This window comes from Sphingobacterium sp. HJSM2_6 (assembly GCF_049316305.1).
Lineage (GTDB): Bacteria > Bacteroidota > Bacteroidia > Sphingobacteriales > Sphingobacteriaceae > Sphingobacterium.
Window position 1 is genome coordinate 43,099 of record NZ_JBMOXB010000005.1, and the last position, 12,790, is coordinate 55,888.

Consider the following 12,790-nt stretch of genomic DNA (forward strand, 5'->3'; position numbering starts at 1 on the left):
GGGAAAATACAGTTAATTTCCCAATAATATATACTTATCCTTAATTTAATTATATTGTTTTTCGATAATAAAGTTGCACTAACCCGGATGGGTACGCTTGGGAGGAAATTAATGTGAATGATTTTTCGGGGATAGCATTTTTAAATAATCGAATTCCTTCACCCAGCAATATAGGTATTATGGATATGGTCATCTCATCAATAAAATCATGTTTGAGTAATTCATGAATCACTTCTGCTCCACCATCACAATAAATATTTTTACCAACCTTATTTTTTAATCCATTGATTAATTCGGGGAGATCTCCATTGTAAAATTGAATATTCCCATCATTGGAACGAGCAGTTCGACTGAGTACAATTACCTGACTTTCCGATTGTTGATAATGCGCTAAACCAATCGTTTGCTTTACATAGTCATAGGTTTTTCGACCAATAATGATCGTATCGATATCAGCCACAAATTTATGATACCCATAGTCTTCGCCCTCGCGTTCAACTATTTTTAAAAAATCAAGGTTATCGTCATTTTTTGCGATAAAGCCGTCAATACTCATCGCGATAAATAGGGATATTTTTCTCATAAGGTATAAAACTAACAATAATCTTTATAAAGCGTTTACAGCCTACTACGGTTTTTATTCTTTTGTTAACCTTAAAAATAGAGCTCTTTAATGATCATCGCTATCCCAATAATCAAGGTGAAAATTCCAAAACCTGGTTTAAGCTTCTCGCTATTAACAAATTTCGAGAGATATATACCCATGAATATTCCTAAAATAGCCAAAACAGTAATAACAATTAATAAAGACCAATCAAAACTTGCAAAAGAATGTAGTTCTCCGACAAAACCGATCAAAGATTTAGCGGCAATAATTAAAAGAGAAGTTCCAATAGCTTGTTTAAATGGTAGTTTTGAAAGCATAACTAGGGCTGGAATAATCAGAAAGCCACCTCCGGCTCCTACTAATCCAGTAAGAACGCCAACAAAAGTTCCTTCCAATAGAATGATTAGGTAATTGAATTGCGGATTATCAAAATGATTATTTGAACTGTCTTTAGCCTTTTTAAGCATGCTTACCGAAGCGATTAGCATGAGTATTCCAAAAAGCAATAATAGGAAAACATCTTTACTGATAATAAATTGTGGATTGCTAAACACTATAGCTGGAATAGCAGGCACTATAAATTTCCGCGTTAAAAATACCGTTATGATCGATGGAATGCCGAAAACAATAGCCGTTTTTAAGCTGACCATTCCCTGTTTAACATAATTTATGGAGCCAATTAGACTACTTATACCAACAATGAATAAGGAATATGCAGTAGCCGTCACAGGCATAATCCCAAATAAATAAACCAAAACAGGCATGGTCAAAATGCTGCCTCCACCTCCTATTAAGCCTAACAAAACTCCGATAATTACGGAAGCGAAATATCCAAAAATCTCCATGTGTTTAAATTTATTGCAAATATCAGTACAGTAAATCTAGCATACGGTTACATATGTTACACAAGCCCCTTCAGGAATACAAGGCTTTACCATAAAATGGATGTTTTATTTATGTGGTCAATCTGGGATTAAATTGAATAAGGGAAGCTATCAATAATCCTCATCGTATTGATATCAAAAAAGAGTTGTCGAATAAGAAGTACTTGAACATGAAACTAGCGAGGAGAAATTTGCTGTCCTTGCTATAAAAAAACATGCTTTTATCTGTCAAAGATAATGGGTCAGCCTGTAGTTTGATAGCAATAAATCTGTTTTTCAGCTGCAGTATATTGGCTTTGCAGAGGTAATTATTGAATTAGAATTTCAATACTATTTCGATTCAATTTTATTCGTCCTTCCTTCTCTAATGATTTCAACAATCTGGATACGACCACTCTGGAAGTATTTAATTCTTTGGCAATATCTTGATGGGTTTTAAAAACGATATGGCTACTTTCAACTTTTGATTTTTCGAAAAGATAATTTAATAATCGATCTTTCATATCCATAAAAGCAATGGTATCCACAGCATTTAAAAGCTCATTAAAGCGATTGTGGTAGCTATCGAAAACAAAGGACATCCAAGATTTATAGTTACTAATCCATTCAGCCATTTTATACACAGGTATCATCGCTATTTGCCCTGGCACCTCCCCAATAGCTCTAATTTCGCTTTTTCGTTCGCCCATACAACAGGTCATTGTCATCGCACAAGTATCACCTTTTTCCAGGTAATATAATAACAATTCGCCACGATCATAATCTTCACGCATCACACGAATAGCTCCAGATAATAATAAAGGCATGGATCTAATATTTTGATGATAGTCAATTAATACATCACCTTCTTGAAAAGTCATTATTTTACAAACCTCTTGAATTTCTTCTAAAAGTTTCTGTTCAAAAATTCCTTCGTAGGTTTTAGCAAGTAAAGCTTCTTTATTATCCTCCATAGTATAGCAAACATATCAATTTTTAGGTGGACCTGGATTCTTCACCTATTGAAATGTAGAAAATGGCACTAGATTTCTTGATGATCAGTGGCTAAAAAAGCTTATTATCCTGAAGCAATAGCTAATCGTATAATCCTATGCCTTTGGAACCTGTTCCATATCCATGTAAAAGATTTCCCAGGTATGGCCATCTAAATCCTCTATAGTCCTTTGCTTCATAAAGCTATAATCCTGAGCCTCAAACGGCTCAACGCCTCCTGCATTCAATCCCTTTTCCATTACTTCATTGATTTCATCAAAGCTGGAAACAGATAAGGCAAATAGTCCGGCAATATTACTTTTGGTGTCGGCAATAGATTTATGGGTAAAATTAGAAAACTTTTCATGCGACAATAACATCACATATATATGCTCACTCCAAACCATACATTTGCCTTGATCATCTGAGAAATGAGGGTTATTAGTAAACCCTAAACCCAAGTAAAAATCCATTGCTTTTAGGACATCCTTAACGGGTAGATTGATAAATACTTCTTTTGTCATAATATATAAATTAGCACTTTCATAGGCTTGTTCACTCTATTGTTTTAGCGAAACAACATTACAATTGAAAGAAAAACAAGGATTTCTCACAAATGTTTGTCCATTGCAATTTAGGCACTTGAAGGTTAAAGAAACTTGCCTAAGGACAAGAAATAAAGAAATTTAGTTGGTTTAACTGGGGCGAATTAAATGGTATAGGCCATCAAGCAGTCATTCAAACAAATCAGGCTAAATCTGATGGTTCGCGGTAGCCTGATGGCTAGTATTAAATGATAAAGGCAATCCTACTTACCTTATCCTAGTTTCTGTCAATTAGAAAAACCCTAGGGTTTTAAGAATACTGTTTTTTTCAGCTTCGCAGATTGTTTAGCGGCCTCCAATATTTCAACCGCAATCACATTCACTGCTAACCCATATTGATCGTTTTTATCTAATTGATGCGAACCATTGATCACTGCTGCGAGAAAAGAAAAAGGATCATTAAATGGTTCAGGTCTAGCAGCTAACTGAATTACTTCTTCTGGTTTACTTTCTTGAAGTCTAGTTTTAAGTGTATTCGCGTTACTTGCGATCGCATAACCTTTATTTCCATACACTTCCATATCTTTCCTAGAGAAGGTCCAGTTCCAAGAACCCTGAATTACACATTGCGCTTTAGGATATTGCAATACAATCGTAGCTTCATCATCTACTTCTTTGTATATTTCAGGCTTATTCTGTTGCAGTACAGCGGTGACCGATAATGGACGTTCCCCATTCAAAAGCCAGGTCATAAGATTTGCTCCATAACAACCAAAATCAATAAGCGCACCAGCGCCATTCAATTTTGGATCTGTTAAGATTTCTAAAAACTCATGGCTCACACCAATTTCTTTAGGACCTTGATGCCCATCATTGACCATTACCTTTCTCAATTCCCCCAAAGTACCTGCTTCTACCATCTTTTTTATTTGTTGATTGCTCTCATACCAGGAAGTTTCAAAATTTGTTAATACTTGAATCTGATATTTTGCAGCTAACTGTTCCATTTCCTTGGCATCGGCAAATGTACTTGCTAGTGGTTTTTCTACCATCACATGAATTTTCTTAGGTGCACAAGCACGGACGATTTTAACATGTTCACTGATCGCCCCGAATGCTGAAACTGCATCCGGCTTTTCCTTAACTAACATCTCTTCGAGGTTGGTATAAAACATGGAAGGATCCAATTGATATCGCTTGACGTAACGATCTACCAGCTCTTTATTTTGTTCATAAACCGCAACCAATAGCACATCAGATTTATCTTTTCTATTAAATATCCAATCAACATGCCCATGACTAAGTCCTGCTACAGCTAATTTTAAAGGTTGCTTTGCCATGGTAGGCAATGTGCAAATTATAACAAGTAATTGGATGAAGAGTATTCTCATGATGTATAGTTTAATCGTTTATATTGGCTTCAAATAAATTCCACTACGCTAAAAATATTGAAAATAAATAGCAGTATAACCTATAAATATCATACTATGTTTTTCCTTCCCTAATTTATATAGCTTAAAAGCACAGCTTCCAAAAGCCTACTAATCAAAGGACTTTCTGGCCTTTTTATTACCTATTTCTTCTAATATTTTTTTCAAACCTTCCATTTCATCCATCAATCCTTTTTTAGCATCCTCATTATGGTCATGATTCAATATTCCTATAGGTCCTTTGTATTTACTTTTCCAAACTTGCATCAACATGTCTTTTTCTACATCACCTTGGCCTACGCGAAAGGCATGTTCAGTAACACCCGATTGAAGACCCGCAATATTTAGCGCCATTAATTTAGGGAGCATCTTAGGGTAAAAAGATTTAAATTGAGCATGATGAAATCTGGCGTGATGGAAATTGTAAACGATTCCTATATTTTTCATTTTAAGAAAATCTATTATTTCCAATTGATTTTCAGGTTCTCCAAACCAACCGCCGTGATTGTATAGCGCAACCTCACAACCCAATTCCTTTGCTTTTTCAGCAATATATTTGATTGGTATACTCAAGGTTTTTACTTTTTCCTCTTGGGATAAGGCGGGGAAATTAGCTGGTTCTCCGACTAATAACCAGATTTGAGTTTTAATCCCATTACGTTTTAAAAAATCAAATATTTCTTGAACAAATCGATCCTTTTCAGGCTCTTGACCAGTCATCATCCAAAAAGCACTGAGCTCAATACCATATTTTTGAAGCGCTCTCCATTCTTCATCGAATTGAGGAACATGCTCCTCCCTCCAATCGTAGGCAAATTTCTTGATACCTAAATCAGAAAGCATTTTTGCACGTTCTTCAGGGCCTCTTTTTTGAGAATCGAAAGGTACAATACACCAGGCCAACAAGTTGTTTTTATCGAATATATCGCGCTTTTGCGCCATACTTTTTTGAAAATTTGTAAATAGCAAGATGATAATCCCAACTATCGTTAATGAATTGATGTTATGTTTTTTCATAGGGTCATTATTCTAAGATTATTTATTCAGGTATTGCAAAAGCAATATAAGCATCACCAGTTTTTGTACCTAATTTACCACCTCCAGTAGCAGCAATGATCAGGTATTGTTTTCCATTTACGGCATAGGTACTAGGTACAGCATAACCACCAAAAGGCAGTTGATACTCCCAAAGCACTTGACCTGTATGTTTATCAAACGCCCGTATTTTTTCATCTCTGGTTGCTGCAACAAAAACTAAGCCTCCTGCCGTTACGATACTTCCGCCAAAATTCTCCGTTCCTGTCTGCGGAATACCTTTAGCCGTCAGTTCAGGATGTTCCCCCAATGGCACTTTCCAGCGCACCTTTCCAGTAGTTAAATCCAACGCATTTAAGGTGCCCCAAGGTGCTGCAGTTGCAGGATAACCATTTTGATCTAAAAATTTCGTGTAATCCATAGCGCGGTATACCGGTTTCTCAATAGCACTCGGAAGTTTCGTTTCTTTAGCCTCTTGATCCAATAAAAAGGAAGCTATCGTATGCATCTCTTCTTGACCAATTTGCGGAAATGGAGGCATTGCTCCTTTTCCATTTCGGATCAAGGCAACTAACTCTTGCTCGGAATATTTACTGTTTAAATCGACGAGTTTTGGAATACCTCCCACTCCTTGACGATTAGCTCCATGACAATTTGAACAATTATTCTTCAGAAATAAAGCCTTTCCAGGGTGATTCAAGGCTGTTTGATTTGCCGCGGATGGTTGATTGATTTCTTGCATCGTGATATGCCAAGCCAATTCATTAGCATTGACGTAAATCATATTTTCATTAGGATCATAAGAACCTCCTCCCCACTCTGCTCCGCCATGAATTCCATAATAAATAATCCCCTTAAGGGATGGAGGTATAAACCAACCTGCATCGGCTGAAAGAAACCTATTTAACGCAAAAGCATGTGAAGTAGAATCTATTCTCGTCAAGTCCTCTTGGGTGACCACCTGCTTAGCGAAAGGTTCTGGCCAAAGTACATAGGGTTGAGTAGTACTTGCATGCTCCCCTTCCAAACTGCTCGCTGGGACTTCCCTATCCTCCACTTTTGATAATAATTCCCCGGTTATCCGATTAAATAAAAGTACATTTCCAGTTTTTGTTAATTGTACCAATCCAGGTATTTGTACGCCATCCATGTTCAATTCAGTAACGATTGGTGCACAAGGAAGATCTAAGTCCCAAAGATCGTGTCTTATCGCTTGATAATGCCAGATATGCTTCCCCGTTTCCCCATCGATAGCTACAACACAATTTCCAAATAATTGGTCTCCTTCGTTATCAGGTCTAAAAAAATCATTCTTAGGCTGTCCTGTAGAGAAATAAATCATTCCATTTTTAGAATCGACACTCAAACCTCCCCACACATTTACTCCTGCACCATCCTTCCAGGAGTCTTGATTTGCCCATGTCTCATAGCCTACCTCTCCCGGTTGCGGTATAGTATGAAAGATCCAAACGCGTTTTCCAGTTTTGACATGATAGGCACTTACATTCGCTGGAGAACTCCAAGTCATTGCTCCCACAATAACCATATCCTTATACAATACTGGGGCTGCAGGAGCAGTAATTCCCATTTGATCTGCAGGCTTAACTTGACCCTCATTCAACGATATTCGTCCAAAATCTCCAAAACTTGTATCCACTTTTCCATCTTCCGCGAAAATTGAATTCAAATATCCAGCACTTGTAAAAAATATCCGGTCTCTTTCTCCTTTTTTACGCCAAAATGCAATTCCCCGATTAATTCCGGCAAATTGTTCCGATTCCCTCGCAGGATTAAAACGCCATTTCTCCTTTCCTGTTTCCCCTTCTACAGCGATTACTTCCTGTTTTGGTGTAGTGATGTAAACGATTCCATCGACAATGACAGGATTCATTTGTACATTCCCAGATGGATCTGATGAATGGTAAGTCCATGCTAAGCTTAATTGAGAAACCGTTTCTTTATTGATTTGTGTTAAATTGGAATATTTCTGTTGACTCTCCTGTCCTCCTGCATAGGCCCAATCATTCACTGTAAACCGATCTGGATTTTGACAGGAAATAAATGAACATAGCATAATTATCCAAGGAAATATGTTTTTCATTTGCTATTTGACTTAGGTTTAGGTTACTTGGAAAGCAATGAAATTTCCAAGTGTTAGACAAAGATGTGCATTTTTACAGGAAGACTGAAATGATAATAGGTAATAATTCTGATAAACAACACTTTCCTCCAAACGCTTTCGCCTCAAACTGTTGGTACTGTAGCGCTGGAAAATGTTGAAACCAAATTAAAAGACACTAGGTTTTTTGTTTTCCCCAGCCTTTGCTGCAATTTCAACAATCCTTTTATGACGGGTTTCTATCTTTTTGGCACTCGATACCCAATGCAACATCATCTTTCGAACGGATTTACTCAAGGTTAAAAAATAATCTTTGGATCCTGAATAGAGAGCAAAAGCTTGGTCTAAATCCGTTGGAATAATTAGAGCTTCCACGTCATCCAATAAATTCCAAGAACCATTATTTTTGGCCGTTTCTATACTTTTCAACCCTGCAGGTGTAAGTAATCCCTGCTCGATTAATTCTTGAACTTTTGCTTTGTTTATCTTAGACCATCCGCTTTTGGCTTTTCTAGGACTAAAATACTGATGAGAAGACTCCGCATCAATTTTTATTTTTTTACTGTCAATCCATCCAAAACATAAGGCTTCGTCGACTGCTTCTCGCCATGATATTGTTGCTTTTTGTGCATTCTTTTTATATAAAACCAACCAAACGGAGGTTTTAGTGGCATGATTTTTTGCTAACCAACTTCGCCATGCCTTTCGATCGGATGGATCATAAACTTCTACTTCGTTCATATCATTAAAAAATGTATAAAACACCGCCAATACATAATAGGAACTATTTATTTATTATAGAATTCATCTTGTTTCTTAATTAAGAAATACATGGAATTGCTGGCAAAGATTTCCATTCATGTTCCCTATTTTCCATCAAAATCGCATGATCAAAATGAATACTTCCTTTTGGGAATACCTGCTCATCTTCAAAGAAACTCGACTTTACCTGCATTACTTCCAATGGCTTTATACTCCAATGGTACACATTCAGTTGCAGTCCTTCCAAAACTTTCCCATTCATGGAGTATCCTATGGATCCTTTTTCAAAAAAATCAGACACTTGATCTAATGATTTGAAAATAGATGTTGTGTCCAATTTATCGGTAAGCTTAGCATCAATTGAAATTGCGGTCTGATCTGAACTCAAAAAATCTATATGGTAATGGTTATTTTCTTCCTGAACATGGAACTTTGCATAATAATGTTTTCCAGGAAAAACCCTTCCCCCCACTAGCGTATTCAATCGTAAATTTGAATCCCTTCTCGGGATGTAAACCCCTTCTTTAGTTTCTCCATCTTCATCCCATTCCACTGCAAATCTATGTGCTCCATTCTCCGATTTAAGACCCAGAAAATCCGGCAAGCCTTTAGGTTTAATATTTTTCAATCGGATTAAGCAAATTCCCACGATAGCTTTTCCATTGAAAAGTTTAGGCCGAAAGGGTTTCGGTAAAATCTTTTCAATTACTTCTGGCTCTGCAACATAATTAATCAAAATACGTCGCTCAATAATTCCATGAATAGTGGGTATTTTCAATATCATAACGTTATTAGCATAAATTTAATAAGCTTTTCAATTTATCTCGCACATTCAAATCATTGGATGACAAGTTAATTAAATAATCACTTTGCCAGTCTTGCGTTTTCCGAGCTTGGCTGTTTTCAGTAATTACCCAATCGGGATATACTCTAAATCCACGTTTTCCTAAGCCTAGGCTACTTGATATTAGTCTCCTTTGCTTTAATACAGATTTAGAAAACACCAAAACAGCATACTGATCATCTTGTTCTACAACAATAAAACAAAAGTCAAATTCATCTGTTTCGTGGAATGGTTCTGTCTGCTTAAATGCATTTCTTTTCCATAAGGTCACAAACTGCCCTGTTTTTTTAGGAGTGATTTTCGCTTTCCGAAATTTTATGATCTTTGACCCTATCTGAAAATTGTATCCTGCATAAGCCATACATTCCTTTTCGGGAGTTACACACTCAAAACTTACACCAATCAATTGATGTAAAACACCTTCAAATCGCTTTAATTCTTCGCTCATCAAGAATAAAGTTATGATTTGCTAGATTTCATAGCCTTCCACTTTTTTATAGAAGCATTAGCTATAAAATTTTGATATTCCTCTGTTTCCATTCCATACAATGCTATTTTACCATCTGCATCGCTGTGGATTCCAAATCCATACGTTTTTGTTAAGGGAGAAGCTCTAAAACAGGCTTGACCTTTTGAAAAAAACTGCACACGCGCATCTGCAAGCTCTTCGTTTGATAATTCATTTCTTTCTGCAAACACTTGGAATAATACATCGTCCGAAGTATAATGATATGGACTATTAGAAATTAGTTCAAATTGCATTTCAGCAATCGTTTTATGATCTTTTTTAGGCGGCGGTGTTCCATTAACCGCTTTTGTATCTTCAGAAACTTCAATAAAGGAATTTACATAATTACTGCTGTGTATTTTCATCGTAAAAACTAATAATTAAAGCAAAATTAATGATTATAATTGGCGCTTAAAATCTTCAAATTCCTCCATAGTATAAGAAGGACAAGCACCATGATGCGCTGTGATAAAAGCACCTAAAGAGATGGCTTCGTTCATGATCAGCGACTCATTTTTTTCACCAGCTAATCGTTTAGATAAAAATCCGGCTAAAAAAGCATCTCCGCTTCCTACTGTATCGGCTACATTCACATGTTTTGCAGGAAAATACTGAATACCCTGAGCTGTGGCATAACATGCCCCAATCGCTCCATTCGATACTATAATCTCTTCAATGCGATACCGGTCTTGTAAATACGCAATACGGTCTTCATCCGTAGGTAAATTCTTAGCAAGGGAGTCCAATAAAAGCAGTAATTCAGCTTTATTAAACTTAGCAATATGAGTTCGTTTTAATAATTCTTCTATTGTAGGAAGATGAAAGAAAGGTTGACGGATATTAATATCAAAAACATGAAGTTTATCATATTCAAGTAATGAAAACAAGGTGTCTCGAGATTCCTTATTCCGAGTCGCAAGGGAACCAAAGACTAGCGCATCGGAAGCCTCCATAAGTTCTTTTGCCTGCCTATCAAATTCAATAAAATCCCAAGCTACTGGCGCAACAATTTCATAATGAGCATCATTGTTCTCATCTAATGTTGCTAGCACTGTACTGGTTGGCTGATTTAAAAGGATTTGAAGGTTTTCTAAAGGAAGGTTCCAGTTCTTCAATTGATTTAGGAGTTCCTGCCCCAAATCATCATTCCCAACAGCACTAATCATCCGAGCATCAACTCCTAGCCTAGAAAGATGGTAAGCGACATTAAATGGAGCACCTCCCGCTTTCTTTTCTTGACCTGGAAATAAATCCCATAAAACTTCGCCAAAACAGGCTACTTGTAGTTCTTTTTTTTCACTCATAGGATAAAGTTGTTTAAGGATATTAAGGCCCTAGTATTAGTTTTTTTGCTAAAAATCAAAGAATAAATAAGATAATCATATATGAGAACTTTTAAAAATTTAACAGCTCCTTCCATTCTTCTCCTTCGGCGACTCTTTTTATTTCTTGGTTTCTCAATGCGAGAAATCTCATCATATAATTTCTTAAAAACAATTTATTTGTTAGCGTACCAATAAAGCCAAATGGAGATTGGAATTCAAAAATATCGGTCATTTTTGTTCTTTGGTCTATGGTTTCAAACAGATGTAAATGTTTCATTTTCGAAAATGCGCCTTTGAGCATTTGATCTTCAAAAAAATTAGGCTTTTCCATGCTCGTAATTTTAACGGTAAGTTTTTGATAAAAACCTAAATGTTTTGCATGCCAAGTCACAAATTCATCTAACTCAATAAGTCCAGAGGTTCTTCCACCTACAGCCTGTTCATTGGTTCCTTTGCTGGAAATTTTATGCAAATCAATACTTCTTGATAGATCAAACACCCTTTCCATTGGAGCGTTTATCATGGTTTCTAAAATTATTTTTTCCATTATTGATTATGAAAAATGAAGTAGAATGATATTATAAGCATTAGTTCTGTTGTCCACTCATTCCATACAAATTAGTTATTTTAAACTTATAAACACATTCTTTTTCTTGCATTTCAAGTTTACATTCAACATAAAAATTTTACCTACTACATGCGGCAACGTGTGCCATATAAATACTGAAAATTAGGTTTAAGTGATAAATATTATAAGCACAAATCATTCTTGCGGTTATTTAGATGATTAAAAATATACTCCGATGGAAATACTTGGTTAAAATCTAAACTTATAGACTTTCATGGACGCACTGACAAACAGGTTTTAATTATAAATTTTCTAATATCCGAGATTCGAATAATTTAATTTCTTTCCTGTTTTCAAACCAATTAAAATCCTTATTCATCAACCTTATTGTCGCTGTATTTTTATTTTCAAAACTTAGCAATAAAACTTTACAGTTATTTTCAAAACCTCTTATAAGTACTTTAATAATTTCATTTCTTTCAGGGTAATAAAAATTGACTATTTTCCAATATCCGGTTGGATCATTGTCAAGTTTTAGCTCATGTTTATCTAAAAATAAATCAGGATTTTTTTGCTGTAATATTTTAAGATTTTCTTCCACATCAACCATGGATTTATTCAAGGTCCAAGTTTCAGCGAATGGATAAGATCCTGCAAAACCACCAACATTTCTTCTGATTACCTCGTAACCAATCAGTACAACTAAGAGAAACAATGTATTTTTTAATACTGTTTTTAACATAATTGGCGAATTAATTAATTTAAAAATACCTGAAATTTGCGATACTTTTTTGGGAGCATTTACAAAAGGTTAGCGTATCGGCTGGTAATAGATCACAAAACTCAAAAACATTGTTTTGAATATTTTGATATAATAATATAAATTAGAAGTCTTTAACCTAGCTATATCAATAAAAGTAGTTGAACAAAAAAATAATACTTAAATATATCCATAATAGGGAAAATAAAAGATGTATAAACGTTTCAAACCTTTTCCCTTTCCAGAGTTCGGTAGAATAAAAGAAAAATTGCACTAATAGTCTACACGACCAGAATAAACCAATGCCTAGCGATATTTTTTTTCCAAATCTTGTATTAATCAAATCTAATGTATAGGTTAAACATAGTAAACCCATTAAAAACACAGTCAAAGCAATAAAAAAAGTATGAACTTTCATCATCTGTTGATTA

Annotated in this window: 14 protein-coding genes; all 14 read right to left on the reverse strand. The window is 35.4% G+C overall.

Translation table 11 applies throughout. The annotated features are described in order from the left end of the window. Positions 1-49: 49 nt before the first annotated feature. Positions 50-583 carry a dihydrofolate reductase family protein gene (locus ACFRAE_RS06045; RefSeq protein WP_422796232.1) on the reverse strand — a complete coding sequence of 178 codons (534 nt, stop codon included), beginning with the start codon at positions 581-583 and terminating at the stop codon, positions 50-52. 71 nt (positions 584-654) lie between these two features. After that, entirely contained in the window at positions 655-1,452 is a 798-nt protein-coding gene (locus ACFRAE_RS06050; protein ID WP_422796233.1) for a sulfite exporter TauE/SafE family protein, read from the reverse strand. Positions 1,453-1,799: 347 nt separating this feature from the next. After that, positions 1,800-2,444 (reverse strand): Crp/Fnr family transcriptional regulator, encoded by a 645-nt coding sequence (locus ACFRAE_RS06055; protein ID WP_422796234.1) that lies wholly within the window; start codon positions 2,442-2,444, stop codon positions 1,800-1,802. 135 nt (positions 2,445-2,579) lie between these two features. Continuing rightward, positions 2,580-2,987, reverse strand: a complete 408-nt coding sequence (locus ACFRAE_RS06060) for a VOC family protein (protein ID WP_422796235.1) — start codon at positions 2,985-2,987, stop codon at positions 2,580-2,582. 323 nt (positions 2,988-3,310) lie between these two features. After that, the gene (locus ACFRAE_RS06065; RefSeq protein ID WP_422796236.1) at positions 3,311-4,348 is read right to left on the reverse strand and encodes a Gfo/Idh/MocA family protein; all 1,038 of its coding nucleotides are present in this window, start codon (positions 4,346-4,348) and stop codon (positions 3,311-3,313) included. A gap of 201 nt (positions 4,349-4,549) precedes the next feature. Beyond that, positions 4,550-5,455 (reverse strand): sugar phosphate isomerase/epimerase family protein, encoded by a 906-nt coding sequence (locus tag ACFRAE_RS06070; protein WP_422796237.1) that lies wholly within the window; start codon positions 5,453-5,455, stop codon positions 4,550-4,552. Positions 5,456-5,477: 22 nt separating this feature from the next. Then, the gene (locus tag ACFRAE_RS06075; RefSeq protein WP_422796238.1) at positions 5,478-7,574 is read right to left on the reverse strand and encodes a PQQ-binding-like beta-propeller repeat protein; all 2,097 of its coding nucleotides are present in this window, start codon (positions 7,572-7,574) and stop codon (positions 5,478-5,480) included. Between the two features lie 186 nt (positions 7,575-7,760). Then, positions 7,761-8,333, reverse strand: coding sequence for a YdeI/OmpD-associated family protein (locus tag ACFRAE_RS06080; RefSeq protein WP_422796239.1), 573 nt, complete (start codon positions 8,331-8,333; stop codon positions 7,761-7,763). 79 nt (positions 8,334-8,412) lie between these two features. Further along, positions 8,413-9,138, reverse strand: coding sequence for a DUF2071 domain-containing protein (locus tag ACFRAE_RS06085; protein WP_422796240.1), 726 nt, complete (start codon positions 9,136-9,138; stop codon positions 8,413-8,415). Between the two features lie 7 nt (positions 9,139-9,145). After that, positions 9,146-9,646, reverse strand: coding sequence for a MepB family protein (locus ACFRAE_RS06090; protein ID WP_422796241.1), 501 nt, complete (start codon positions 9,644-9,646; stop codon positions 9,146-9,148). Between the two features lie 11 nt (positions 9,647-9,657). After that, a complete protein-coding gene (locus tag ACFRAE_RS06095) occupies positions 9,658-10,071 on the reverse strand; it encodes a DUF6157 family protein (protein WP_422796242.1) in 414 nt (137 codons plus the stop codon). Between the two features lie 33 nt (positions 10,072-10,104). Beyond that, complete coding sequence (locus tag ACFRAE_RS06100; RefSeq protein WP_422796243.1) at positions 10,105-11,010, reverse strand: carbohydrate kinase family protein; 906 nt, start codon at positions 11,008-11,010, stop codon at positions 10,105-10,107. A 91-nt stretch (positions 11,011-11,101) separates the two neighbouring features. Beyond that, positions 11,102-11,578 (reverse strand): SRPBCC family protein, encoded by a 477-nt coding sequence (locus ACFRAE_RS06105; protein WP_422796244.1) that lies wholly within the window; start codon positions 11,576-11,578, stop codon positions 11,102-11,104. A 322-nt stretch (positions 11,579-11,900) separates the two neighbouring features. Then, the gene (locus tag ACFRAE_RS06110; protein ID WP_422796245.1) at positions 11,901-12,341 is read right to left on the reverse strand and encodes a hypothetical protein; all 441 of its coding nucleotides are present in this window, start codon (positions 12,339-12,341) and stop codon (positions 11,901-11,903) included. Positions 12,342-12,790: the final 449 nt, after the last annotated feature.